This window comes from Caballeronia concitans, from assembly GCF_001544615.1.
Classification (GTDB): Bacteria; Pseudomonadota; Gammaproteobacteria; order Burkholderiales; family Burkholderiaceae; genus Caballeronia; species Caballeronia concitans.
This window is the reverse complement of the sequence record NZ_FCNV02000013.1, coordinates 78,220-103,409: the sequence shown is the minus strand read 5'-3', so window position 1 is coordinate 103,409 and position 25,190 is coordinate 78,220. Positions and strand designations below refer to the sequence as shown.

Annotated in this window: 24 protein-coding genes; 13 read left to right on the top strand and 11 right to left on the bottom strand. The window is 65.1% G+C overall.

Annotated elements, in window-relative coordinates; genetic code table 11:
- Nucleotides 1-55: 55 nt before the first annotated feature.
- The 3 genes from dapE to cls all read left to right on the top strand — a co-directional run bounded on the left by dapE (nucleotide 56) and on the right by cls (nucleotide 3,787).
- Entirely contained in the window at nucleotides 56-1,195 is a 1,140-nt protein-coding gene (gene dapE, locus AWB72_RS23825) for a succinyl-diaminopimelate desuccinylase (RefSeq protein ID WP_040049379.1), read from the top strand.
- Between the two features lie 29 nt (nucleotides 1,196-1,224).
- Nucleotides 1,225-2,109, top strand: a complete 885-nt coding sequence (gene prmB, locus AWB72_RS23820) for a 50S ribosomal protein L3 N(5)-glutamine methyltransferase (RefSeq protein WP_040049378.1) — start codon at nucleotides 1,225-1,227, stop codon at nucleotides 2,107-2,109.
- Nucleotides 2,110-2,209: 100 nt separating this feature from the next.
- Complete coding sequence (cls, locus tag AWB72_RS23815) at nucleotides 2,210-3,787, top strand: cardiolipin synthase (RefSeq protein ID WP_374728919.1); 1,578 nt, start codon at nucleotides 2,210-2,212, stop codon at nucleotides 3,785-3,787.
- Nucleotides 3,788-3,800: 13 nt separating this feature from the next.
- On the opposite strand, the gene AWB72_RS23810 is transcribed toward cls, so the two are convergent.
- The gene (locus AWB72_RS23810; protein WP_040049376.1) at nucleotides 3,801-4,292 is read right to left on the bottom strand and encodes a glutathione peroxidase; all 492 of its coding nucleotides are present in this window, start codon (nucleotides 4,290-4,292) and stop codon (nucleotides 3,801-3,803) included.
- A gap of 144 nt (nucleotides 4,293-4,436) precedes the next feature.
- Between AWB72_RS23810 and AWB72_RS23805 the strand changes: the two genes are divergently transcribed.
- Together AWB72_RS23805 and AWB72_RS23800 are read left to right on the top strand one after the other, a co-directional pair.
- Nucleotides 4,437-6,383, top strand: coding sequence for an ATP-binding cassette domain-containing protein (locus AWB72_RS23805; RefSeq protein ID WP_040049375.1), 1,947 nt, complete (start codon nucleotides 4,437-4,439; stop codon nucleotides 6,381-6,383).
- A gap of 21 nt (nucleotides 6,384-6,404) precedes the next feature.
- Entirely contained in the window at nucleotides 6,405-7,442 is a 1,038-nt protein-coding gene (locus tag AWB72_RS23800; protein WP_040049374.1) for a CaiB/BaiF CoA transferase family protein, read from the top strand.
- Here the strand turns inward: AWB72_RS23800 and AWB72_RS23795 are convergent.
- The 3 genes from AWB72_RS23795 to alr all read right to left on the bottom strand — a co-directional run bounded on the left by AWB72_RS23795 (nucleotide 7,439) and on the right by alr (nucleotide 10,376).
- Nucleotides 7,439-7,684, bottom strand: a complete 246-nt coding sequence (locus tag AWB72_RS23795; RefSeq protein ID WP_208863181.1) for a DUF2866 domain-containing protein — start codon at nucleotides 7,682-7,684, stop codon at nucleotides 7,439-7,441. The genes AWB72_RS23800 and AWB72_RS23795 overlap by 4 nt on opposite strands.
- Nucleotides 7,685-7,862: 178 nt before the next feature.
- The gene (gene radA / locus AWB72_RS23790; protein WP_040049372.1) at nucleotides 7,863-9,251 is read right to left on the bottom strand and encodes a DNA repair protein RadA; all 1,389 of its coding nucleotides are present in this window, start codon (nucleotides 9,249-9,251) and stop codon (nucleotides 7,863-7,865) included.
- A 54-nt stretch (nucleotides 9,252-9,305) separates the two neighbouring features.
- The gene (gene alr, locus AWB72_RS23785; RefSeq protein WP_040049371.1) at nucleotides 9,306-10,376 is read right to left on the bottom strand and encodes an alanine racemase; all 1,071 of its coding nucleotides are present in this window, start codon (nucleotides 10,374-10,376) and stop codon (nucleotides 9,306-9,308) included.
- A 304-nt stretch (nucleotides 10,377-10,680) separates the two neighbouring features.
- Here alr and lplT point away from each other — a divergent pair, with 304 nt between their 5' ends.
- Genes lplT through thiD form a run of 4 tightly spaced genes read left to right on the top strand, consistent with a single transcriptional unit; the run spans nucleotide 10,681 to nucleotide 14,312 of the window.
- Nucleotides 10,681-11,988: a lysophospholipid transporter LplT gene (gene lplT / locus AWB72_RS23780; RefSeq protein ID WP_040049370.1), complete on the top strand. Its 1,308-nt coding sequence runs from the start codon at nucleotides 10,681-10,683 to the stop codon at nucleotides 11,986-11,988.
- 38 nt (nucleotides 11,989-12,026) lie between these two features.
- Nucleotides 12,027-12,842 carry a hydroxyethylthiazole kinase gene (gene thiM / locus AWB72_RS23775; RefSeq protein WP_040049369.1) on the top strand — a complete coding sequence of 272 codons (816 nt, stop codon included), beginning with the start codon at nucleotides 12,027-12,029 and terminating at the stop codon, nucleotides 12,840-12,842.
- Nucleotide 12,843: 1 nt separating this feature from the next.
- Nucleotides 12,844-13,491 carry a thiamine phosphate synthase gene (gene thiE / locus AWB72_RS23770; RefSeq protein ID WP_040049368.1) on the top strand — a complete coding sequence of 216 codons (648 nt, stop codon included), beginning with the start codon at nucleotides 12,844-12,846 and terminating at the stop codon, nucleotides 13,489-13,491.
- Between the two features lie 8 nt (nucleotides 13,492-13,499).
- Nucleotides 13,500-14,312 carry a bifunctional hydroxymethylpyrimidine kinase/phosphomethylpyrimidine kinase gene (gene thiD, locus AWB72_RS23765; RefSeq protein ID WP_040049367.1) on the top strand — a complete coding sequence of 271 codons (813 nt, stop codon included), beginning with the start codon at nucleotides 13,500-13,502 and terminating at the stop codon, nucleotides 14,310-14,312.
- Nucleotides 14,313-14,324: 12 nt separating this feature from the next.
- Here thiD and AWB72_RS23760 read toward each other — a convergent pair whose 3' ends face one another.
- From AWB72_RS23760 to tsaB, 4 genes are read right to left on the bottom strand one after another with little or no spacing between them, the layout of a single operon-like run.
- Nucleotides 14,325-15,281 (bottom strand): DUF1853 family protein, encoded by a 957-nt coding sequence (locus tag AWB72_RS23760; protein ID WP_040049366.1) that lies wholly within the window; start codon nucleotides 15,279-15,281, stop codon nucleotides 14,325-14,327.
- Nucleotides 15,278-16,285, bottom strand: a complete 1,008-nt coding sequence (locus tag AWB72_RS23755) for a uracil-DNA glycosylase (protein WP_040049365.1) — start codon at nucleotides 16,283-16,285, stop codon at nucleotides 15,278-15,280. The genes AWB72_RS23760 and AWB72_RS23755 overlap by 4 nt, the downstream gene beginning before the upstream one ends.
- The gene (gene rimI / locus AWB72_RS23750) at nucleotides 16,272-16,763 is read right to left on the bottom strand and encodes a ribosomal protein S18-alanine N-acetyltransferase (protein ID WP_040049364.1); all 492 of its coding nucleotides are present in this window, start codon (nucleotides 16,761-16,763) and stop codon (nucleotides 16,272-16,274) included. Before rimI ends, AWB72_RS23755 begins: the two co-directional genes overlap by 14 nt.
- Complete coding sequence (gene tsaB / locus AWB72_RS23745; RefSeq protein WP_040049363.1) at nucleotides 16,760-17,590, bottom strand: tRNA (adenosine(37)-N6)-threonylcarbamoyltransferase complex dimerization subunit type 1 TsaB; 831 nt, start codon at nucleotides 17,588-17,590, stop codon at nucleotides 16,760-16,762. Before tsaB ends, rimI begins: the two co-directional genes overlap by 4 nt.
- A 174-nt stretch (nucleotides 17,591-17,764) precedes the next feature.
- Between tsaB and AWB72_RS23740 the strand changes: the two genes are divergently transcribed.
- From AWB72_RS23740 to aceA, 3 genes are all read left to right on the top strand, one after another.
- Nucleotides 17,765-18,034 (top strand): acyl-CoA-binding protein, encoded by a 270-nt coding sequence (locus AWB72_RS23740; protein ID WP_040049362.1) that lies wholly within the window; start codon nucleotides 17,765-17,767, stop codon nucleotides 18,032-18,034.
- A 437-nt stretch (nucleotides 18,035-18,471) separates the two neighbouring features.
- A complete protein-coding gene (locus AWB72_RS23735) occupies nucleotides 18,472-20,127 on the top strand; it encodes a DEAD/DEAH box helicase (RefSeq protein WP_040049361.1) in 1,656 nt (551 codons plus the stop codon).
- A gap of 406 nt (nucleotides 20,128-20,533) precedes the next feature.
- Entirely contained in the window at nucleotides 20,534-21,841 is a 1,308-nt protein-coding gene (gene aceA / locus AWB72_RS23730; protein ID WP_040049360.1) for an isocitrate lyase, read from the top strand.
- A gap of 106 nt (nucleotides 21,842-21,947) precedes the next feature.
- Here the strand turns inward: aceA and AWB72_RS23725 are convergent, their stop codons facing one another.
- The 3 genes from AWB72_RS23725 to AWB72_RS23715 all read right to left on the bottom strand — a co-directional run bounded on the left by AWB72_RS23725 (nucleotide 21,948) and on the right by AWB72_RS23715 (nucleotide 24,251).
- Nucleotides 21,948-22,382 (bottom strand): universal stress protein, encoded by a 435-nt coding sequence (locus AWB72_RS23725; protein ID WP_040049531.1) that lies wholly within the window; start codon nucleotides 22,380-22,382, stop codon nucleotides 21,948-21,950.
- A gap of 41 nt (nucleotides 22,383-22,423) precedes the next feature.
- Nucleotides 22,424-23,173 carry a DUF3800 domain-containing protein gene (locus tag AWB72_RS23720; RefSeq protein ID WP_084592762.1) on the bottom strand — a complete coding sequence of 250 codons (750 nt, stop codon included), beginning with the start codon at nucleotides 23,171-23,173 and terminating at the stop codon, nucleotides 22,424-22,426.
- A gap of 172 nt (nucleotides 23,174-23,345) precedes the next feature.
- Nucleotides 23,346-24,251 carry a LysR family transcriptional regulator gene (locus tag AWB72_RS23715; RefSeq protein ID WP_040049359.1) on the bottom strand — a complete coding sequence of 302 codons (906 nt, stop codon included), beginning with the start codon at nucleotides 24,249-24,251 and terminating at the stop codon, nucleotides 23,346-23,348.
- 139 nt (nucleotides 24,252-24,390) lie between these two features.
- Between AWB72_RS23715 and AWB72_RS23710 the strand changes: the two genes are divergently transcribed.
- Nucleotides 24,391-25,137 (top strand): haloacid dehalogenase type II, encoded by a 747-nt coding sequence (locus AWB72_RS23710; RefSeq protein ID WP_040049358.1) that lies wholly within the window; start codon nucleotides 24,391-24,393, stop codon nucleotides 25,135-25,137.
- Nucleotides 25,138-25,190: the final 53 nt, after the last annotated feature.

Below are 25,190 nucleotides of genomic sequence, written 5' to 3'. Positions count from 1 at the left end.
TTGCCGGCCGCCGCGCCGGCATTTTTTATCGCTGTCCAGAAGCAGGCTCGAAACCATGTCCGGCACTCTCTCCCTTACCGAAGCCCTGATCGCGCGCGCGTCGGTCACGCCCGAAGACCGCGATTGCCAGTCGCTGATGATCGAACGCTTGTCCGCTGCCGGCTTCGTGTGCGAAACGATCGCATCGGGCGGCGTCACGAACCTGTGGGCCGTCAAGCGCGGCACGGAAGGCGCATCGGGCAAGCTGCTCGCGTTCGCCGGACACACCGACGTCGTGCCGACCGGCCCGGTCGAGCAATGGACCTCGCCGCCCTTCACGCCGACGCATCGCGACGGCAAGCTCTACGGACGCGGCGCCGCCGACATGAAGGCGTCGCTGGCGGCGTTCGTCGTGTCGAGCGAGGAGTTCGTGGCGAAGCATCCGGCGCATCGCGGGTCGCTCGCGCTGCTCATCACGAGCGACGAAGAAGGCCCCGCGACCGACGGCACCGTCAAGGTCGTCGAAGCGCTCAAGGCGCGCGGCGAACGGCTCGATTACTGCATCGTCGGCGAGCCGACTTCGAACGAAACGCTCGGCGACATGGTCAAGAACGGGCGTCGCGGCTCGATGACGGGCAAGCTCGTCGTGAAGGGCGTGCAGGGGCATATCGCGTATCCGCATCTTGCGAAGAATCCGATTCATCTGCTCGCGCCCGCGCTCGCGGAACTGGTCGCCGAGCGCTGGGACGGCGGCAACGAATATTTCCCGCCGACCACCTGGCAAGTGTCGAACCTGCATTCCGGCACGGGCGCGACGAACGTCATTCCCGGCCACGCCGAGCTGATGTTCAACTTCCGCTTTTCGACCGCGAGCACGGTCGAAGGCCTGCAAAGCCGCGTGCACGCGATCCTCGACAAGCACGCGCTCGACTGCGATCTCACGTGGATCGTGAGCGGCCTGCCGTTCCTCACGCCGCGCGGCGCGCTCTCCAATGCGCTCGACAAGGCGATCCGCGAGGAAACCGGCGTGCAGCCCGAACTGTCGACGACGGGCGGCACGTCCGATGGCCGCTTCATCGCGCGCATCTGCGAGCAGGTCGTGGAATTCGGCCCGCCGAACGGCAGCATCCACAAGATCGACGAACATGTCGAAGTGCGATTCATCGAGCCGCTCAAGAACGTGTACCGCCGCGTGCTCGAAGAACTGATCGCCTGAATTCACCCGAAAATAACAAGGAGCCATCGATGGCGCTACCCTTCTCCACTGTGCGCGACCTGCTGCGTTTCGGCGTCTCGCGTTTCACCGAAGCGGGCCTCTCGTTCGGCCACGGCTCGACCAACGCCTACGACGAAGCCGCGTATCTGATCCTGCATACGCTGCATCTGCCGCTCGACACGCTCGAACCGTTCCTCGACGCGCGCCTGCTCGACACCGAGATCGACGCCGTGATGCAGGTCATCGAGCGCCGCGCGAAAGACCGCGTGCCCGCCGCGTACATCACGCAGGAAGCGTGGATGCACGGTCATCGCTTTTATGTCGACGAGCGCGTGATCGTGCCGCGTTCGTTCATCGGCGAGTTGCTGCAGGACGGCTTGCAGCCGTATGTGGCCGATCCCGATCACGTCACGCGCGTACTCGAACTATGCACCGGCTCCGGCTGCCTCGCGATTCTCGCGGCGCAAGCGTTCGAAAACGCCGATATCGACGCCGTCGATATTTCCGCCGATGCCCTCGCCGTCGCGCACCGCAATGTTGCCGATTACCAACTCGAAGATCGTGTGACGCTGTACGAAGGCGACCTGTACGCGCCGCTGCCCGCCGCGCGTTACGAGGTCATCATCACGAATCCGCCGTACGTCAACGCCGACGCAATGCAGTCGCTTCCCGCCGAATATCGTCACGAGCCGGAACTCGCGCTCGCGGGCGGCGCCGACGGCATGGACGTCGTGCGGCGCATCGTGCGCGAGGCCGGCAAGTGGCTGACCGAAGACGGCGTGCTCGTCGTAGAGATCGGCAACGAACGCGCGAACGTGGAAGCGGCGCTCGGCGGCCTCGATCTGGTCTGGCTCTCGACGAGCGCGGGCGACGACAACGTGTTCCTGATCCAGGCTGCCGACCTGCCCGCCTGATCGTCTGATCGTCTGATCGTCTGATCGTCTGATCCTTTGATTCACCTGATGCCTCGCGCCGCCCGCTCCGGCGGGCTTCGAGCGGGCAAGGTTCGGTAAGATGACGCATCGCCGCTCCCGCGGCGTTCGTCATCCGGGTCCGCGCGGCTTTAGGCGTGGGACGCATCGAACCTTACGCATGACTATGCAAGCAGCAGACTGGCTCCACGTCGGCACGCTCGTGATGGCCGCGCATGTGCTCGGCGTGATCGCCGCCGTGCACGCGGTCATCCATACACGCACGTCGCAAGGCGCGGTTGCGTGGGCGGTGTCGCTCGTCGCGATGCCGTATTTCACGCTCATCCCTTACCTCTTCCTCGGCCGCAGCAAATTCGCCGGTTATATCGACGAGCGGCGCCTCGAAATAGAAATCCTTCGCAATCGCACGAAGCCCGCCGAATGGGAATCGAAGGAGCGCAGCGACGCGCCCCGCACCGATCCCGCTCTCCTGGACACAACCAGCGCGCGCGGCGAAGTCGCGCCGGGACCGGCGGAATATCTCGGCAATCCGACCATCCGCACGCTGCAGCGGCTTTCGGGCATGCCGTTTCTGCGCGGCAATTCGGTGCGCGTGCTCGTGAATGGCGACGCGACGTTCGCCGCGATCCTCGAAGCGATCGAAGCCGCGGAAAGTTATATCGTCGTGCAGTTTTTCATCGTGCGCGCCGACGCGCTCGGCGACATGCTGCGCGATGCGCTCATCGCAAAAGCAAAAGCGGGCGTGCGCGTCTACTTTCTCTACGACAGCATCGGCAGCTTCGACTTGCCGCATCGCTACGTGCAGGCGTTGCGCGCGGGCGGCGTCGAGGCGCATCCGTTCGCGGCCAATCGCAAGTTCGTGCATCGGTTTCAGATCAACTTCCGAAATCATCGGAAGATCGTCGTCGTGGACGGCAAGCGCGCGTTCGTCGGCGGGCACAACGTGGGCGTCGAGTATCTCGGCGGCAATCCGCGGCTTTCGCCGTGGCGCGATACGCACGTCGAAGTGCGCGGTCCGGCCATTGCCAGCATTCAGTTCGTCTTCACCGAGGACTGGTACTGGGCGACTCAGCGCCTGCCCGAACTCGGCCCCGCCCCGCACGCCGACGAGAACATGCACTGCATGGTGCTCTCCAGCGGCCCCGCCGACAAACAAGAGACCTGCTCGCTGTTCTTTGTCGAGGCGATCAACGCGGCGCGCGAGCGCATCTGGATCACGTCGCCGTACCTGATTCCCGATGAAGCCGTGTTCTCGGCGCTGCGCCTGGCCGTGATGCGAGGCGTGGACGTGCGAATCCTGATTCCGAGCCGGCGCGATCATCGCGTGGTGTTCGCGGCCTCGCGCCTCTACGCTTACGACCTCGTGCAGGCCGGCGTGCGCATCTTCCGCTACAAGCCGGGTTTCCTGCATCAGAAAGTCGTGCTCGTGGACGACATCGCCGCGTCGGTCGGCAGCGCGAACCTCGACAACCGTTCGTTCAGGCTCAACTTCGAAATCACCGTGCTGACCGTCGATCACACCTTCGCGCGACAAGTCGAAAGCATGCTGCTCATCGACTTCGCGCATGCATATGAGATCGACGTAAACGACTATCTCGGCAACGCGTTCTGGCGGCGCATGGCGATGCATGTCGCACGGCTCTTCTCGCCGATTCTTTGAGGGCGGCGCGAGTTCACAAGAGCTTTTCGATGTCGCCCACGATCGCCTCCGGCTTCGTGAGCGGCGCGTAACGCTTCACGATGTTCCCCTTGCGATCGACGAGAAACTTCGTGAAATTCCACTTGATCGCTTCGAGCCCGAGCACGCCCGGCTCCTTCTCCGTCAAATACTTGTAGAGCGGATGAGCATTCGCGCCGTTCACGTCGATCTTCGCGAACATCGGGAACGTCACGCCGTAGTTCTTCTCGCAGAAGCTGCCGATCTGCGCGGCATCGCCCGGTTCCTGCTTGCCGAACTGGTTGCACGGAAAGCCGAGCACTTCGAAGCCGCGCGCCGACAGCCGCGTGTACAGGTCTTGCAGCCCCTTGTATTGCGGCGTGAATCCGCATTCGCTCGCCGTGTTGACGATCAGCAGCACCTTGTCGCGGTACTTGTCGAGACCGACGGTTGCGCCGTCGAGCGTTTCGGCCGTGAAACCATAGATGCTGTCGGTGGTTGAGCTCATGACATGTTCCCCGCGAAGAATTGAAAGTCAGGCGATGCTACTACCGCGCGCGCTCGCCTGCCATTAGCCGAACGGACGATCCCTTCGCCGTGACGCGCCCGGTCTAAAATAGCGCTTTCCTTCAAAGCCCGCCGCCATTCCGACGTGATCCGCTTCAACCAGTTCAGCCTGTCCCGCGGCACCAAGCCGCTTTTCGAAGAGACGAGCTTCACGCTCAATCCGGGCGAGAAAGCCGGTCTCGTCGGCGCGAACGGCGCAGGCAAGTCCACGCTCTTTTCCGTGCTGCGCGGCGAATTGCACGCAGACGGCGGCGATTTTTCGATGCCGCCGTCGTGGCGCATCGCGCACGTCGCGCAGGAAACGCCCGCGGTGGATCGCACCGCGCTCGACTACACGCTCGACGGCGACACGCATTTGCGGGCCATCGAAGCGCGTATCGCGTCCGCGTCCGCCGCGCATGACGGCGCTGCCGAAGCCGAAGCGCACGCCGCCTTCGCCGATGCAGACGGCTACACCGCGCCCGCGCGCGCCGAAACGCTGCTGCTCGGCCTGGGCTTCACGCTCGCGCAGACACGCGAGCCGGTCTCGAGCTTCTCGGGCGGCTGGCGCATGCGCCTGAACCTCGCGCAAGCGCTGATGTGTCCGTCCGACCTTCTTTTGCTCGACGAACCGACCAACCACCTGGACCTCGACGCCATCGTCTGGCTGGAAGACTGGCTCGCGCGGTACCCGGGCACGCTCGTCGTGATATCGCACGACCGAGAGTTTCTGGACTCCGTGTGCAACGTCACGCTGCATCTGGAAAATCGCCAGGTGAAGCGATACGGCGGCAACTACAGCCAGTTCGAAATCCTGCGCGCGCAACAACTCGCGCTGCAGCAGAGCGCTTACGAGAAGCAGCAGAAGACCGTGCAGCATCTGCAAAGCTTCATCGACCGCTTCAAGGCAAAGGCGACCAAAGCCAAACAGGCGCAAAGCCGCGTGAAGGCGCTGGAAAAAATGGAACTGATCGCGCCGGCGCATGCGAGTTCGCCGTTCACGTTCGAGTTCCGCACGCCCGATGCCGCGCCGAATCCGATGATGGTCATGGAAGACGTGCGCTGCGGCTATCACGGCGAGGACGGCGCGGAGATTCCGATCGTCGAGGGCGTCACGCTGTCGATTCAAAGCGGGCAGCGCATCGGCTTGCTGGGCGCGAACGGCCAGGGTAAATCGACGCTCATCAAGACGCTCGCCGACACGCTCGAACCGCTGTCCGGCCACGTGCGTCAGGGCAAGGGACTGCAGATAGGCTACTTCGCGCAGCATCAGCTCGAAACGCTGCGTCCCGACGATTCCGCAATTCAGCATCTCGCGCGCCTCGCGCCCGACACGCGCGAGCAGGAATTGCGCGATTTTCTCGGCAGCTTCAACTTCTCGGGCGACATGGCGACCGCGAAAATCGCGCCCTTCTCCGGCGGCGAGAAGGCGCGGCTCGCGCTGGCGCTCATCATCTGGCAGAAGCCGAATCTGCTGCTGCTCGACGAACCGACGAACCACCTCGATCTCGAAACGCGCCACGCGCTCACCATGGCGCTCGCGCAGTTTGAAGGCACGCTGATTCTCGTGTCGCACGACCGGCATCTGCTGCGCGCGACGACGGATACTTTCATGCTCGTCGCGAAACATCGCCTGAGCCCGTTCGACGGCGATCTGGACGACTATCGCGACTGGCTCTTGCAGCACGCCGCCGAAACACGCGCGGCGGCGAAGGAAGCGAGCGGCGCGGCATCGGCGGCGAGTGACGCGGCGGACAGCGCGGTGAATCGCAAGGAGCAGCGCAAGCAGGAAGCGCAGGAGCGGCAAAAGCTGTCGCATCTGAAGAAGCCGTTGCAATCGCGCATCGCGAAGATCGAGAAGGAAATGGACGCGCTCAACGCGGAGAAATCGACGCTCGATGCGTTCGTCGCCGATCCCGCCAGTTACGACGCGGCGCTCAAGGCGAAGCTCACGGAAACGATCCGTCGCCAGGGCGAAGTCAACTCGCGGCTCGAAACGCTCGAAATGGAGTGGCTCGAAGCCCACGAGGAACTGGAACAGATCGGTTCATAACCGTCCCCGGAGACCGACGACTTGACGACTTCCCCCGCCCTCGCCGGCCTCCGTGTACTCGATCTGACGCGGCTGCTGCCCGGTCCTGTCGCCACGCTGCGGCTCGCGGAGTTGGGCGCGGACGTGCTCAAGATCGAACCGCCGGGCGAAGGCGACTACGCCCGCACGATGCTGCAGACCGACGCCGAGCGCCAGAGCGGAATGCCGAGCGCGTTCTATCGCATCGTCAATCGCGGCAAGCGCACGATGACGCTCGATCTCAAGACGGACGACGGCCGCGCGACGTTGATCGATCTCGCGCGCCATGCCGACGTCCTCGTCGAGAGCTTCAGGCCATCCGTGATGGCGCGGCTCGGAATCGGCTACGACGTGTTGCGCGAGGCGAATCCGAAGCTCGTCTACTGCGCGGTCACCGGCTTCGGCAGCGACGGCCCGTTCGCGGACAAGGCGGGGCACGATCTGAACTACATCGCCTATGCGGGCGTGCTTCATCAGCTCGCCGCGCGCGATGGCACGCCCATCGCGCCGAACTTTCAACTGGCGGATCTGCTCGGCGGCGCGCTCTCGGCCGTGACGGAGATGCTCGCGGCGTTGTGGCACGTCGCGCGCGGCGGCGACGGACGCCGCCTCGATGTCTCGATGACCCACGCGGTTCACGCGCACAACGTCATGGCGCACGTCGCGCTCGCACGTGGCGACGACGCGAGCACGTGCGCAGGCGGCGGCCTCCTGAACGGCGGCGTGCCGTGCTACGACGTGTATCGCACGCTGGATGACCGCTTCGTCGCGGTGGGCGCGCTGGAACTGAAGTTCTGGCAGGCGCTCTGCCGGGCGCTCGGCCATGAAGAATGGGCCGCGCGGCACTGGAGTCTCGGGCAGGCCATCGGCGGTGCGGACGCGAAGCAATTGTCCGCCGAAGTCGCCGCGTGTTTTCGGGAGCGCACGCGCGACGAATGGACCGCGCTATTGGAGCCGCTCGACTGTTGCGTCGCGCCGGTCCTCACGCCGGCAGAAGCGGCGGCGCATCCGCTCTTCGCGGCGTTAAAGCGTGAAGCCTAGCGTCGCGGCAAGGTCTGGCGCGGCTGGCGCTCGTCGTCGACGAGCACGTGCTTGCGGCCCGTCACGTGCCGGCGGATGGTAGCGACGACTTCGTCCTCGGTGACATTCGCAGCCACGACCCGCCGCGAAATCTGTCCTTCGCCGTCGATCCACTCGACGATCCGGCACCCGCTGCCCCACGGCTGCTGCAAGGGCGCCGACACGCGACATCCGCGCAGATGGAACGCGGGCTTCGCGCGCATTGATTTGGCGTGTTTCAAAGCGTGGTCCTCTCGATGCTGCCGGCCGCCTCAGAAAGGAAGCCGACCGGCGATTGCCTCGGGAGCATAGGGAAATCGCGCGCACCTTGGGTTACAGGCGGCGACGCCATTCTTACGGGCCGTTACGCAGGGTCCGATCCGACAATCGGCGCCGAGTGCGTCATTCGAGGTCGCGCACGCGATCGATCGCTTCCTCGATGCGATCCACCGCGATGACCTTGAGGCCGTCGATCGCCTGTTTCGGCGCGTTCGCCTTCGGAATGAGCGCGACGGAGAAGCCGAGCTTCGCGGCTTCCTTCAGCCGGTCCTGTCCGCGCGGCGAAGGCCGGATTTCACCGGCGAGACCCACTTCGCCGAACGTGATGAGTCCCTTCGGCAGCGGCTTGTTGCGTAGCGACGAATGGATCGCGAGCAAGACGGCCAAGTCGGCCGCGGGTTCGGTGATCTTCACGCCGCCCACTGCGTTGAGGAACACGTCCTGATCGAAACACGCGATGCCCGCGTGCCGATGCAGCACCGCCAGCAACAACGCGAGCCGGTTCTGTTCGAGTCCCACCGCGAGCCGCCGCGGATTCGGCACGTGCGCAGTGTCGACGAGCGCCTGCACTTCGACCAGCAGCGGCCGCGAACCTTCCTGGGTGACGAGCACGCACGAACCGGCGACGCTCTGCTCGTGCTGCGACAAAAACAGCGCCGAAGGATTCGCGACGCCACGCAGCCCTTTTTCCGTCATCGCGAACACGCCGAGTTCGTTGACCGCGCCGAAGCGGTTCTTGAACGCGCGCACGAGCCGGAACGACGAGTGGGTATCGCCTTCGAAGTACAGCACGGTATCGACGATATGTTCCAGCACGCGCGGCCCCGCGAGACTGCCCTCTTTCGTCACGTGGCCGACCATGATGATCGACGTGCCCGTCTGCTTCGCGATGCGCGTCAGTTGCGCCGCGCACTCCCGCACCTGCGCGACGGAGCCGGGCGCGGACGTCAGCGCTTCGGAATAGATGGTCTGGATGGAATCGATGACCGCCACTTCGGGACGTTGCTCGTCGATCGTGGCCTGAATCTTTTCGAGCTGGATTTCCGCGAGCAGCGAAAGATCGGCGGCGGCGCTTTCCTTGCCGCCGATCAGCCCGAGCCGCTGCGCCCGCAGCGCGATCTGCGCGCCGGATTCCTCGCCGCTCACGTAGAGCGCGGGCCGGTCGCGCGCGATCTCGGCGAGCGATTGCAACAGTAGGGTGGATTTGCCGATGCCCGGATCGCCGCCGATCAGCACCACGCCGCCCGGCACGAGCCCGCCGCCGAGCACGCGGTCGAACTCGCCGACGCCCGTCGTGAAGCGCGGCACGTCCGACGCTTCGATTTCGGCCAGCCGCTGCACCGCCGAACTCTTGGCCAGCGCCTGAAAGCGATGCGCCGCCGGCGCCTGCTCCACCGATTCCACCAGCGTGTTCCACGCCCCGCACGCCGCGCACTGCCCCGTCCACTTCGGCGCCTGCCCGCCGCATTCGCTACAGATATAGAGCGTCTTCGCCTTCGCTGCTTTTGCCACGTATTGCCTTATAAGAATTCGATTCGATCCCGCGCCCGCGCCGACGGCCCGCGCTCACTCCGCCCGCACCGGCACGCGTTGGGCGATCGCGCACATCAGCTCGTAGCCGATGGTGCCGCACGCAGCCGCCACGTCGTCGATCGGCAGGTTCGTACCCCACAACTCCACGCGCGAGCCGATGCCCGCGTTGGGGCACGGCGTCAGATCGACGGTAAGCATGTCCATCGACACGCGGCCGACGAGCTTCGTCATCACGCCGTCGACGATCACGGGCGTGCCTTCCGGCGCGACGCGCGGATACCCGTCCGCATAGCCGCACGCGACCACGCCGATCCGCATGGTCTGCCCCGCGCGATACGTCGATCCGTACCCGATGCTGTGCCCCGGCTGCACCGTCTGCACGGCGATCAGTTCGGACGAAAGCGTCATCGCTGGCTTCAGGCCGGTATCGGCGATATCGGTGGTGACGCCCGACGGCGACGCGCCGTACAGCATGATGCCGGGCCGCACCCAGTCGAAATGCGCGGACGGATGCCAGAGCACCGCCGCCGAATTCGACAGGCTGCGCGCCCCCGCAATGCCTTCCGCGCCCCGCTCGAACGCCTCAAGCTGATGCGCGATGCCGCGTTCGCTGTCGGCATCGGAAAAATGGGTCATGAGCGTGATCTGCCCGACGCCCTGGCACGCGCGCGCCCGCTCCCACGCCGCACGAAAGCGCTCGGGCGTGTAGCCGAGCCGGTTCATGCCGCTGTTCATCTTCAACTGGATGTTGACCGGCTTCGACAGCCGCGCCATCTCCAGCATGCGCAACTGCTCGTCGCAATGGACGGCCGTGGTCAAGCTGTAGCGGTCGATCACGTCGATATCCGTCGGCCGGAAAAAGCCTTCCAGCAGAAGAATGGGACCGGCCCAGCCCAGCTCGCGCAACTTCGCGGCTTCTTCGAGGTCCAGAAGGCCGAAGCCGTCCGTCGCGCGAAGTCCGGGGAACGCTCGCGCGAGTCCGTGGCCATATGCATTGGCCTTGACGACCGCCCAGATCTTCGATTTCGGCGCGTATTTGCGCGCAATGGCGAGGTTATTGGCGAGTGCGGGCGTGTGAATGGTTGCGGAAAGGGGGCGCGGCATGAGCGTTTCGATGAATTTCGATTCGGGCGGAAAGACACAAGCATACGCCAGGGCAACGAGCGGCCGCAGCGCCGATCAAGACGCCTTGCGAATCAGTACCTTATGAAGAAACCGGTGCGCGGGCGCGGCTGCGGTGCAGGCGTTTGCTGCCCGATCGAGATTAGTGCTAGTCAGAATGCGCCTATTTTCGTGTTATAAAGCCCTGCGCACAACCCATTTCGAACGGCATAAGCCCGAACGCATGACAGCAAGCACGACCAGCGTCCGGGGCGGATCACCCGCAGTGAGGAAAGCTTCGGATCAGATGAAAAAAGGTTTTTACACCATCATGGCCGCGCAGTTTTTCTCATCGCTGGCCGATAACGCACTACTGATCGCTGCCATCGCATTGCTGAAAGACCTTCACGCGCCGAACTGGATGACGCCGCTGCTGAAGCTCTTCTTCGTCCTCTCCTACGTGATTCTCGCGGCTTTCGTCGGCGCTTTCGCCGATTCGCGGCCCAAGGGTCATGTGATGTTCGTGACCAATTCGATCAAGGTCGTCGGCTGCATCACGATGCTGTTCGGCGCGCATCCGCTGCTTGCGTACGGCATCGTCGGCTTCGGCGCAGCGGCTTATTCGCCCGCGAAGTACGGCATTCTCACCGAGCTTCTGCCGCCCGATCGGCTCGTCGCGGCGAACGGGTGGATCGAAGGCACCACGGTCGGCTCGATCATCCTCGGCACGGTCATGGGCGGCGCGCTCATCAGTCCGCATATCGCGAGTCACCTGCTGAGCCTGCATATTCCGCGCATTTCGACGCCCGCCGAAGCCGCGATGCTCGTCATCATGCTGATGTACGTGATCGCCGCGATCTTCAACCTGCGCATTCCCGATACCGGCGCGCGTTATCCGAAGCAGGAAACGCGGCCCATCAAGCTCATCACCGATTTCGCCGATTGCTTCCTCACGCTCTGGCGCGACAAGCTCGGACAGATCTCGCTCGCGGTCACGACGCTCTTCTGGGGCGCGGGCGCGACGCTGCAATTCATCGTGCTGAAGTGGGCCGAAGTGTCGCTCGGCATGACGCTTTCGCAGGCGGCCATCCTGCAGGCGGTCATCGCGGTCGGCGTCGCGGCGGGCGCGGTGCTCGCGGCGGCGCGCGTGCCGCTCAAGCGCTCGCTGTCGGTGTTGCCGGTGGGCATCATGATGGGGCTCGCCGTCATGCTGATGGCCTTCTACACGCGGCACCTCTTTCCCGCGCACTGGGGCATCTACTTCGGCAGGATGCATTTCCCCGGCTATCTGCTCGTCGCGTATCTGTTCCTGATGGTCGTCGGCGGTTTGTCCGGATTTTTCGTCGTGCCGATGAACGCGCTTCTGCAGCATCGCGGACACGTGCTGCTGTCCGCCGGACACTCGATCGCCGTGCAGAATTTCAACGAGAATCTCTCGGTGCTCGTGATGCTGTGCCTGTATGCCGTGCTCGTGTGGCTCGACATGCCGATCCAGTTCGTCATCGTGATGTTCGGCTCGTTCGTCTGTCTCATGATGTACTTCGTCATGCGCCGTCATCAGGCGAATCAGCGCGCGTTCGATTCGGTCGCGCTGATCGGCGAGGCGCGGCACTGACTGCTTTTTGCGCCTGCATCGGCTAGTCTTTCCTCATCATGCAATCAGCCGATCTCTACTCCTTCGTCACGCGCGTGCGCGATACCGCGCCGCTCGTGCACTGCCTGACGAATCTCGTCGTCACCAATTTCACCGCGAATGTGCTGCTCGCTGTCGGCGCCGCGCCCGCGATGGTCGTCGCGCGCGAGGAAGTCGCCGAGTTCGCGCCTGTCGCGAATGCGCTTTCGGTCAACCTCGGCACGCTGGACCTGCCGCAGTCCCGCGCGATCCGCGCCGCCGTCGATGCCGCCAACGGCGCGGGCAAGCCCTGGGTGCTCGATCCGGTCGCCGTCGGCCCGCTCGCGTTTCGCACGCAGTTCGCGCTCGAATTGCTCGATGCGAAGCCGGCCGTGATTCGCGGCAACGCGTCGGAAATCATCAGCCTGTCGGGCGGCACGTCGAGCGCGCGCGGCGTGGACAGCACCGCCGCCACCGACGCCGCCCTCGACGCCGCGCAGATTCTCGCGCTGAACACGCAGGCCGTCGTCGCGGTGACGGGCGAAACCGACTACATCACCGATGGCCGGCGCGTGATCGCGCTGTCGAACGGCTCGCCGCTGATGACGCGCGTGACGGGCGTCGGCTGCGCGCTGTCGGCGACGGTCGCGGCGTTCGTCGGCGTGGCCGGTTCTCGCGATGAACATTGGACGGCGACGGTGGCCGCCATCGCGTATTCGACCGTGGCCGGCGAACTCGCCGCCCGCGACTCGGCGCTGCCCGGCAGCTTCGCGGTCGCGTATCTGGACCGGCTGGCGTCGCTGGATGCCCAAGCGTTCGAAGCCACGCTCGTGCAGCGCGACGTCGCGCTTTCCTGACATGCGCGATTCGTTCGATCTTTCGCTCTACCTCGTGCTCGATCCCGTGCAGTGCGGCGGTCACGATGCCGCGCTCGCCGTCGCGCGGGCGGCGCTGGAAGGCGGCGCGACCGTCGTGCAACTGCGCGCGCCCGAGTGGCACAAGCGCGCGTGGCTCGCGCTCGCAACCGATCTCCTGCCGATCACGCGCGCGCACGGCGTGCCGCTCGTCATCGACGATCACGTGGACATTGCGCTCGCCGCCGGCGCCGATGGCGTGCACGTCGGCCAGCGCGATCTGCCCGCGGACGTCGCGCGGCGGCTCATGGGACCGGACGCGCTGATCGGCCTGTCGGTGTCGAATCTCGCGGAAGTCGCGGATGCGAACCGGCTGCAAGGCGTCGTCGATTATCTCGGCGCGGGGCCGGTCTACGCGACGCCGACCAAGACCGACGCGTCCGCGCCCTGCGGCATCGACGGCCTCGCGGCGATGTGCCAGGCGGCGCGCTTTCCGACGGTCGCGATCGGTGGCATTCAGGCGCACAACGCCGCCGACGTGATGCGCGCGAAACCGGCGGGCCTGGCGGTCGTGTCCGCGATCTGCAAGGCCGCGAATCCGCGCGACGCGTCGGCGGCGCTGCGCGCGGCGATCACTCGCGCTCAATCCTGATTTTTCCGATGACATCGACGAAACCCATCCCCAACGTGCTCACGATCGCCGGTTCCGACTCCGGCGGCGGCGCGGGCATCCAGGCCGACCTGAAGGCGTTCTCGGCGCTCGGCGCGTACGGCGCGAGCGTCATCACGGCGCTGACCGCGCAAAACACGCGCGGCGTCACAGCGGTCCACGCGCCCGAGCCGGCGTTCGTCGCGGCTCAACTCGACGCCGTGTTCGACGACATCCGCATCGACGCGGTGAAGATCGGCATGCTGGCGAACGCGGGCATCGTGCGCGCGGTCGCCGATGCGTTGCGGCGGCATCGCCCGGCGCATGTCGTGCTGGACACCGTGATGATCTCGAAGAGCAATCACGCGCTGCTCGCACCGGAAGCCGTCGCCGCGCTACGCGACGAACTGCTGCCGCTCGCGACGCTCGTCACGCCGAATTTGCCGGAAGCGGCGGCCTTGCTCGGCGCCGACGCCGCCCACGACGAAGACGCGATGGTGCGTCAGGGCGAAGCGCTCCTCGCCGCCGGCGCGCGCGCGGTGCTGATGAAGGGCGGGCATCTCGCATCGCCGGACAGTCCGGACTGGCTCATCGAGACGGCGGGCGCGCTCAGGCTGTCGAGCCCGCGCATCGCGCTCAGAAATACACACGGGACGGGCTGCACGTTGTCGTCGGCCATCGCGGCGCTGATCCCGCAAACCAGCGATCTGGCCAGCGCCACCGCCGAGGCCAAGCGCTACCTCACCGGCGCGATCGAAGCCAGCGCGCGGCTCGATGTTGGGCACGGCGTCGGGCCGGTGCATCACTTTTATCGGTGGTGGTGAGTCGAACGCGGGTCACAGCGCGGCAGCGGCGAACGCCCTTGCGCGCTCCGGCCAGTCGTCCGGCACGATGAAGCCGCGCGATTCCTCGGTCCAGCCGCCTGCGTCGTCGCGCACGTAGGACGCGACCATCGTCGGCTGCGCAATCGCGCGCAAGCCTGCGTGGATCCCCGCGGCTTCCGCCATCAGCGATTCGGCGTCGTCCGCGTGCAGACGGCGCGACGCAAGCCACGCCATGCGCGGCTGCACGACCCACGCGCGAGCGTCGTCGATGGCGTCGTTGCGCTCACCCCATTCCGACGCCGTCAGCCAAAAGCCGCGCAAATGCCGCTCGCCGACTTCGGGCGCGGGCGGGACGGCATCGTCGTGATAGAAAAGCCGGCCCTTGATGAACAACTGCGCGTCCCACGGCCCGTCGAGCCCGAGCGCCGCGAATTCCACGCGCGAGGTCAGCCCGAGCTGATGCGTCAGGAGCCGCGCGTGCTTCAGATCGAAGCGATCCTGCAGATTCGGCCCGACATAGTCTGAGAGGCGCGCGGCACGCAATGCGCCATCGCCGATATGCAAATAGAACTTCACGGCCAGTTCCCAGTGCTGCCGCGCGCCGCCGGCCGTTTGCAGCAAAAAATCACATTCGCCGATGGTGCGGCGCTGGCGTCTCAGCGGCACGTTCGCCGCGATCAGCCGCGCGGCCGGACCGTGCGCGAGGAAGAATTCGAGGAGGCTTTCGGCATAGATGCCGAGGCGCGTGGACTTGGGATTGCGCGAGCGGACATGAAGCGGATCGGGGGCGCCGTCGAGCGTGTGCAGCCAGGCGAGCGTGGCGTCGCGTTCTGCATCGGATGCGAACGGCTGCGCCAGCGCCGCGCCGGCTTCATCGGCGCGCAGCAGATCGGGCGCGAAAAGCAGCCACGCCAGATCGCGCACGGTCGCGTCCTCGAATCGATCGATGAGACGCGACAGCGCGATCATCCCCGTGTGCCCTTCCCGGCTCCCGGTTGCGCGCTGAGCACGCCGAGCGCGGCGAGCGCGTCCTGATACGTCTGGCGGGCGAGGCACAGATCGGCCCAGGCTTTCGCCTTGTCGGGCAGGCTGCGCAGCAGATACGCCGGGTGATACGTGACGATGACCGGCACGCCGCGATACTCGTGCACGCGCCCGCGCAGCGACGCGATGCTTCCCTCGCTCTTCAACAGGCTCTGCGCGGCGAAGCGCCCGAGCGCGACGATCACCTTCGGCTTCACGAGTTCTACCTGACGCTGCAGATACGGCTCGCAGCGCGCGACTTCCTCGGGCTCGGGATTGCGGTTGCCGGGCGGCCGGCACTTGATCACGTTGGCGATAAACACGTTCGATTCGCGCGACAGCGAAAGCGAACGCAGCATGTTGTCGAGCAGCTTGCCCGCCTGCCCGACGAACGGCTCGCCCAGCTTGTCCTCGTTCTCGCCGGGCGCTTCGCCGATGAGCATCCAGTCGGCCTCGCGGTCGCCGACGCCGAAAACCGTGTTCGTTCGGCGCTCGCAGAGGCGGCATCGCTCGCAACCGGCGACGCGCTCGGCGAGCGAAGTCCAGTCGAGCGTGCGGATATCGTCGGCGGGTTCTTGCGCGACGGGCGGCTGGAAATGCGGCGCGTCGTCGGTCCACGGAAGGTCGTCGTAGGCTTCGAAGGGCGGCGCGTCGAAATCTTGCGGCGATGCGGCGGGTTCGCGCTTATCGACCGATGCGTCGTCGGCGCGCGGACGGGGTGACGGCTGCGGCGCTTCGGCGGCGTTTGGGTCGGCTGCGGCGCTTACGGCGGCCGGGGCTTTGTCGGACGATGGCGTCGGAATACGTGCAGTCGCCGGCGAAGACTCCGACTCGTCTCGTGACGCCGACTTCGACGTGTCAGACGCGTCGATATCCACAGCGACAGTCCCACGCCGCACCCAAACCGGCCCGAAACCGAGTTCCTCGACCAGCAATTCATCGAGCGCCATGCGCACTCTCCTTGAACGACAGACGCATGACAATTGCGTCCTCGCGCGCCCGATGCCGCGCGGGGTAATAGTTCTTGCGACGCCCGATCGCCGTGAAACCGAAGCGCTCGTAAAGCTGAATGGCGCGCGGATTCGACGGCCTCACTTCGAGCAACATGCCATCGAGCTTCTCGGCGCGCGTGATCCGCACCGCTTCACGCAAGAGCGCGAGTCCCGCGCCCGCGCGCTGGGCGGCCGGCGCGACGCACAGGTTCAGCAAATGCATTTCGTCGACGACCGGCATCAGCACGCAATAGCCGACGAGCGTCCCCGTCACATGACGCAGGCACACGCCGTAATAGCCGTTGCGCAGCGAATCCTGAAAATTGCCGCGACTCCAGGGAAACTCGTATGCGAGCTTTTCGACGGCGGCGACTTCGTCGAGATCGGCTTCGGTCATCGCCGTCAGATACCGATCCGTGAGCAGCACGCCGCTCACCGAAGCGCCTCCTCGGGAGCGGCGTCGGCGCTGCCCTTGCCCGCGGCGGCGCGCGCTTCCATGCGCTCGGCGGTGGTCTGCGCGACCTTGTTGCGCACGTAATCGGGCGCAGCCAGTTCCGGTGCGACGGCCCGCCCGGCGCGCAACGCACGCAGACCCAGCAAAGCGACGGGCAACGCATGCGGCAGCGCTTCACGGTCGACGCGCGCGGCAGCCGCGAGCGCCGGCAATCGATCGCCGAAGGCCGCCGCCGCGTTGCCGACGAGCGCGAACGGCACATCGGGGAGCGGCAGGGCAGCGGGCGCATCCAGCGATGCGGGATGCACGACGCGCCAATCGGGATCGGCATCGGCATCGGATCGATATTCGTAGTCGGCCCAGTACACCTCGTCCATGCGCGCATCGAGCGCCGCGAGCACGCGCGGCGGCAGCGACGGATCGGCAAGGCGCGCGGCTTCGGCACAGGCGAGCAGCGTGCTCACCGGCACGACCGGCACGTTCAGCCCGAATGCAAGCCCTTGCGCTACGCCCGTCGCCGTGCGAAGGCCCGTGAACGAGCCCGGCCCGGCGCCGAATGCAATCGCGTTGCAGTCGGCGAGCGCGAGACCGGCTTCATCGAGCAATTCGCGCACGGCGGGCAGAAGGCGCGTGCTCGATACCGCACCGGTCGCTTCGTGGCGAAACCACACGCGCGTGTCGCCGGTTTGGAAATGAGGCGCTGAGCGCAAAGGTGGCTGCGCGGCGGCATCGTCGAGCAGAAGCGCGACGGAGCAGAATTCCGTCGAAGTATCGAGGGCGAGCAGTACGGTGCGTGCGGTGCGTGTCATAGCCGGTATTGTAATGCGGGACCTGCGATGCTTTCGCCCCCCGTTCGCAGTCGATGCGGTCCGAAAGGCACGTCCGGCGCCTTGATTCGAGGAAAGCCTCGACAGGCGAAGCGCGCACTGCTTGCTAAGATCGTCGGCCCTTCCAGATCTCTTTACGATGCAAAGGACACGCGCATGACCGACATCGAGCAGCAATTCGCCCAGGCCCAAATCGACGTGAAACAGTTGCCCGAGCGCCCCGGCAATCTCACGCTGCTGCGTCTTTATGCGCTCTTCAAGCAGGCGAGCGTCGGCGACGTTGAAGGCGAAAAGCCGGGTTTCACGGACATCGCAGGAAAATACAAATACGAAGCGTGGTCGGCGCTGAAAGGCACGCCCGCCGACACGGCGAAACAGCATTACGCCGAGCTGGTCGAGTCGCTGAAGCGCGGCGACGCAAGCTGACCACGCGCGCGCTCGTTCCCCGCGCCGCCGATGCCCTGTGGTGGCGCGGAAATGCGTCAATATGTGGCGCGGTGCAGCAAATTCCGATATACTGGCGCTTAAGCGTTGACTGTGAGCCGCGTGCTTCAAAGCATGCGGTGCATGGCAAGACGCTTCGTAGCGTTTCGCTCCAATCCAGTTTAGAAACTGTCCCTTCCCTGCTAGGCCGTAGCGCGGATTCATGCGCTGTCTGTTTCCCGGCCAATCATGCATCAGGCTGACGTCAGCGCTCCCCGAGCCTGTCGTATCCGATACAGCTTCTAACAACAATGCTCGCCGTCTGTTTGCGCGAGTTGCCCCCGTTTTTCGATTTGCTCGCTGTTTCTTCGCTCGCTGAATCCAACGACTTGGGTATGCCGATTGGCGCCGACGCCTTATCTTCCGCTTCAAGGATCGACATGACTTCGAGTATCACCCCCAGCCCGTTGGACAATATCGCAGCACAAACGCTTGGCATCATCCCCGTCAAAGACGACACCGCGGCAGACGCAGCCGTGGCAGTCGCCGCCGCCCCGGCCGTCGAAACGCCCGCCGGCCCGACGTTCGAATCCCTCGGCCTGTCCGCCGACATCGTGTCCGCGCTGACCGCCGCCGGCTATCAGTCGCCCACGCCCGTGCAGCAGCGCGCGATTCCCGCCGCGCTCGCCGGCCGCGACCTGCTCGTGTCGAGCCCGACCGGCTCCGGCAAGACCGCGGCGTTCATGCTGCCGGCCATCGAAAAGTTCGCGCAACTGGAAAAGCTCCAGGCGCAGCAGCCGCGTCAGCCGCGTGATCCGAACGCGCGTCCCGGCCGCCGTCCGCAGCCGGTCGCACGCCCTCAACTGCTCGTGCTCACGCCGACGCGCGAACTCGCGATGCAAGTCTCCGCCGCCGCGACCACGTACGGCCGTCACCTGCGCCGTCTGCGCACGGTGAGCATTCTGGGCGGCGTCGCGTACGGCCAGCAATTGATGCTGCTCGCGAAGAACCCCGAAATTCTCGTTGCAACGCCGGGCCGTCTGATCGACCACCTCGAGCGCGGCCGCATCGACCTGTCGAACCTCAACATGCTCGTGCTCGACGAAGCCGACCGCATGCTCGACATGGGCTTCATCGAAGACATCGAGACGATCGTCGCGGCCACGCCGGCCACGCGTCAGACGCTGCTCTTCTCGGCAACCATCGACGGCAAGATTTCGTCGCTCACGGGCCGTCTCCTGAACGATCCGGAGCGCATCGAGATCGTGCAGAAGCTCGAAGCGCGCAGCAACATCGCGCAAACCGTGCATTACGTCGATGACCGCGATCATAAGGATCGTCTGCTCGATCACCTTCTGCGCGACACCGACCTCGACCAGGCCATCGTTTTCACGGCGACGAAGAGCGACGCCGATCTGATCGCGAATCGTCTCGCCGACGCGGGCTTCGAATCCGCCGCGCTGCACGGCGACCTGCCGCAAGGCGCCCGCAACCGTACGATTCGCGCGCTGCGTGAGCGTCGCGTGCGCGTGCTGGTCGCAACCGATGTCGCCGCGCGCGGTATCGACATTCCCGGCATCACGCACGTCTTCAACTACGACCTGCCGAAGTTCGCGGAAGACTACGTGCACCGCATCGGCCGCACGGGTCGCGCGGGACGCAGCGGCATCGCCGTGAGCCTCGTGCACCACGCCGAAACGGGTGCGCTGAAGCGTATCGAGCGCTTCGTGCGCGCGCCGCTGCCGGTCGACGTCGTCGCTGGTTTCGAGCCGCGCAAGTCGCCGCCGAAGACCGGTTTCGGCGGTCGCGGCCGTCCGGGCGGCGGTAACGGCGGCGGTCGCCGCTTCGGTAGCGGCAACGGCGGCGGCCGTAGCTACGGTCCGGGCAACGCAAGTGGCTACGGCAACAAGCCGAGCGGCGGCGGATCGCGCGAAGGCGGTTATCGTGACGGCGGCTATCGCGGCGCGAGCAGCGGCAGCGGCGACCGTGAAGGCGGCTATCGCGGCGGCAATCGTGACGGCGGCTACGGCGGCCAGCGCGACGGCTACAGCGCACGTCGCAACGACGGCCCGCGCGCACCCCGCCGCGGCAACTGATCAGTCGAAGAAGCGCGAGCTTCGAGGCGGTGCGAGCCGCCGCCTCGCTGATGCAGACAAGAACCGATGCTTCGAGCATCGGTTTTTTTTCGCCCATCGCGATATTTCACGATGTGCAATGGCTTTTTGCGTCGCAAAAGCGGTGCTGCAAGGCACAACCAATCATGTTGCAGCATGGGAAAAGACGTTTCTCAATACGGAATCGCGCTCGTAGGTCGTTGATTTATCGCTGTTAAATTCCTTGAAAGTTTCGCTTGAGAAGCCTGTTTCGTAGCGCCCCGCGCGCCTACACTCTTATATAAGAGTTGAGCAAACGTAGACCGCCCTACCCGGCGCATCACTGCTCAAGTCGCGAGATGTAGCGATCCAGGTTTCGTCGTACAGCCAATCTTCAAGGAGAAACGCCATGACCTCCCGTCAACAACAAGCTCAGCAACTTCATCAACAATGGGAAACCGATCCGCGGTGGAAAGGCATCAAGCGCGGATATTCGGCGGAAGACGTCGTGCGTCTGCGCGGCTCCGTGCCCGTCGAGCACACGCTCGCGCGACGCGGCGCTGAAAAGCTGTGGTCGCTGATCCAGGAAGAGCCGTTCGTGAACGCGCTCGGCGCGCTGACCGGCAATCAGGCGATGCAGCAGGTCAAGGCCGGACTGAAGGCCATCTATCTGTCGGGCTGGCAAGTGGCCGGCGACGCGAACATCGCGGGCGAGATGTATCCGGACCAGTCGCTGTATCCGGCGAACTCGGTGCCGCTCGTCGTCAAGCGCATCAACAATACCTTCACACGCGCCGATCAGATTCAATGGTCCGAAGGCAAGAATCCCGGCGATGAAGGCTATATCGATTATTTCGCGCCGATCGTCGCCGATGCCGAAGCGGGATTCGGCGGCGTGCTCAACGCCTTCGAACTCATGAAGGCGATGATCGAAGCCGGTGCGGCAGGCGTGCACTTCGAAGATCAACTGGCGTCGGTCAAGAAGTGCGGCCACATGGGCGGCAAGGTGCTCGTGCCGACGCGCGAGAACGTCGCGAAACTGGTGGCCGCGCGTCTGGCCGCCGACGTCTGCGGCACGCCGACGCTGCTCGTCGCGCGTACGGACGCCGAAGCCGCGGATCTCGTGACGTCCGACATCGACGACAACGACAAGCCGTTCCTTACCGGCGAGCGCACAGTCGAGGGCTTCTATCGCACGCGGCCGGGCCTGGAGCAAGCCGTATCGCGCGGGCTCGCCTACGCGCCGTACGCGGATCTCGTCTGGTGCGAAACGGGCAAGCCGGATCTCGAATACGCGAAGAAGTTCGCCGAAGCGATCCACAAGGAGTTTCCGGGCAAGCTGCTGTCGTACAACTGCTCGCCGTCGTTCAACTGGAAGAAGAATCTCGACGACGCGACCATCGCGAAGTTCCAGCGCGAACTCGGCGCGATGGGCTACAAGTTCCAGTTCATCACGCTCGCGGGCTTCCACGCCCTCAACTACTCGATGTTCAACCTCGCGCACGGCTACGCCCGCACGCAGATGAGCGCGTTCGTCGAGTTGCAGCAGGCCGAGTTCGCCGCCGCCGACAAGGGCTTCACGGCGGTGAAGCATCAGCGCGAAGTGGGCACCGGCTACTTCGACGCGGTCACGCAGACGGTCGAGCGCGAAGCATCGACGACCGCGCTGCACGGATCGACGGAAGACGAGCAGTTCTTCGACAAGAAAGTCGCGTGAAGCGACGTGACAGCAGGCTGAATCAGGGAGAGCGGTGAAGAAAGCGGCGGCCGTGGTGCGGCGGGTTGGGAGCGCGCCGCGGCCGCTGCTGTACAAATGCGGGTCGTCAACGGTAGACGATGACGGGAATCTTGGTGTGCGTGAGCACGCGCTGCGTCTCGCTGCCGATCAGGAGGCTGCCGAGCCCGCGCCGGCCGTGCGAAGCCATCAGGATGACGTCGCAGCCATTCTGTTCCGCAGCGTCGATGATGCCGATGTACGGCGCGGCTTCGATGCTCGTCACGCTCGTGCATGGGACGCCCGCCCCTTCCGCCGCCCGTTCGACGGCGCGCAGATGTTCGCGCGCCTCGCGTTCGGCACGGGCGTGGAAGTCGTCGGGCGGCTCGACGGCGACATCCGCGAACGACGAGTATGGGTACTGAGGCAGGCACGCATAAGCGGTGATGCGCGCGCCGACGGACTGCGCGAGATCGATGGCGCCGTCGATGGCCTTCTGCGACAACTCGGAGCCGTCAGTCGGTACGAGGATGTGCTTGAACATGGCGTCCTCCTTCGGAACGTCGGGGCACCATTTCATTGTAGTCAGGCTGCGAACTCCGCAACAGCTTCCGATGCATTGGCCGCTTCGACCGCCGGATACAGGTAGAGCCCGTGCTTGACGCCGCCCTCGCTGTCGAAGCGGTGCTTGATGATGTCGTAGAACTGATGGTCGTCGTATTCGTGAGACCGAAAGAGCGCGAAGGCAACCAAATCGGCGAGCTGGATCAGGCGGGACGAGCGTGAATCCAGAAAGACCGGCACTTCCGCATAGTTGCGCGTCTTGCCGTACGTATGACCGATGTACTTGAATTCGCGCGCCAGCGTCTGCACGCGCTGCTCGGTCGATGACTTGTCGAACAGGATGAGTCCACGCTGGGCATCGCCGTGTTTCCGGTAGCGACGCAGCAGGAATAAATCGAAACGGTTCGCAAGTTGCTCGAACGCGAGTTCGACCGCTTCCTGCTTTTCGAGCGACGCTTTCGTGATGACCGCGCCGAAGAGGCGAACGTTGATCTGCGACTGCGCGGCGATGCAGTCGTGGAGCGCATCTTTTATCGCCTGTAGACGGTCTTGCAGCGGAAAGCGCTTCCAGCCGTCGCGGCCCGAACGCATCGGCGAGCCGTGCAGTTCGAGCAGATGACTGTTGACCGGCTCGAAACGCGCCGCAATGGCATTGAGCTTTTGTTCGATCCAGTGAGTGGTGCGCTCGAATGCGCAAACGCCGGCAAGCACGAAATATCGCTGGTGAGGATCAGCGGCCGAGCCCGATTCATCGAGATATAGCAGATGCATAGGAATCCATAATAACGTCGCTGATACAGAAACGGGCTACCCGAAGGTAGCCCGTTCTGAGATAGGCAAGCCAGGTGAGACAAACGCTCAAGCGCATCGATTGATGGTCAACACTCCCGACTCGTGAGGAAAGTGTACCAGAACTCCGCACGCGATCAACTAGCCGAACGGCCTACTTTTCCCAATACTCCGGAGCGTGATAGGAATGCTTGAGCAGATCGAGAAACAGCCGCACCCGCAAAGGCAAATGCCGCCGCTGTGGAAACACCGCGTGGATGCCGACGGCCGGTGCGGCGAAGTCGTCGAGCACGCTCACGAGCCGTCCCGCGCGGATGTCCGCGCCCACTTCCCACCACGATCGCCACGCGAGTCCGCGACCCTCCAGACACCATTCATGGAGCACCGCGCCATCGGAGCATTCCATCGTGCCGGACACCTTGATCGTCACGACCTTGCCGTCTTGCTGAAACACCCAGCCGCGCTGCTGATTAGCCGATGCCCCCAGCGCCAGGCAATTGTGTTGCGCGAGCGATGCCAGCCCCGCAGGCGTGCCGCGCCTCGCGAGATAGTCAGGCGAGGCCACGCACACGCGCCGGTTCTCGCCGAGCTTGAGCGACACGAGCGACGAGTCGGGCAACTCGCCCAGCCGCACCGCGCAGTCGAAACCTTCGTTGACGAGATCGACCATGCGGTCGGTGAGATCGAGGCTGACGGAGACATCCGGATGCAGCGTTGTGAATCTCGGCACCAGCGGTGCGACATGACGCCGCCCGAATCCCGCCGGCGCGGACACGCGCAGATGCCCGCTCGCCTTCACGCCGCCCGCCGACACGCTCGCTTCGGCGTTCTGCATGTCGTTGATGATGCGCTGACAGTCTTCGAGAAACGCCGACCCTTCGAACGTCAGCGTGATCTTGCGCGTCGTGCGCACGAGCAGTTTGACGCCGAGCCGCTCCTCCAGCGCATCCAGCCGCCTGCCGATCACGGCCGGCGCGATGCCTTCAGCCTGCGCCGCCGCCGAAAGACTGCCCTTCGCCGCGACGGACGCGAACGTCTCTATTTGTTTGAACCGATCCATGCGTTTTCTTTGTCGATACGGAATGTCTGCGCACAGATTAGGTATGAAAAAGTAAAAGATCAAGTGATTCGCCGGTGCTTTTTCCATCAGTTCGATCACGAATAGAATCGACCTTGACCTCTTCCAGGAGCGCACGGCTATGTCGGCCATAACGACACACGCAACTTCATCCGGTTCGTCCGCATCTCCCCGCGCAGTCATCTTCGACGCTTACGGCACGCTCTTCGACGTCCATTCGGTCATCGCGGCCGCCGAGCAGCTTTTCCCCGGCAACGGAAACGCGCTCTCGCAGCTCTGGCGTCAGAAGCAGATCGAATACACGCAGTTGCGCACGCTCGCCGATCCGTCCGGCAGTCATTACGCGCCGTTCTGGGACATCACGCTCGACGCGCTGCGCCACGCCGCCGCGCGGCTCGGGCTTGCGTCATCGCTGACGAGCGTCGCCGAGAAGCGCCTGATGGACGAATACGCGTGCCTGTCGGCGTTCCCCGACGCGCTGCCCGCGCTCAAGGCGCTTCGCGACCGCTTCGGCATTCCGCTCGCGATCCTCTCGAACGGCAATCCGCCGATGCTCGATATCGCCGTGAAAAGCGCCGGCATGTCGGGCCTCTTCGATCACGTCCTTTCCGTCGATTCCGTGCGCGCCTACAAGCCCGCCGCCGCCGCGTACGAACTCGGCACGCGCGCGTTCGGCGCAACGCGCGCGGCGGCGCGGGAGATCGTGTTCGTGTCGTCGAACGGATGGGACGTCGCGGGCGCGACGTGGTTCGGCTACACGACGTTCTGGATCAATCGCGCGGCTTTGCCTCTCGAGAATTTGGGGGTCGCGCCGCATGAAACCGGACGCGACATGACCGAGCTCGTCGTGTTCATCGAAGGCGCGTGAAGCGCACATCGCATTGAAAGTACAACTGCAATAGCAAAACCGTCTGACCGACC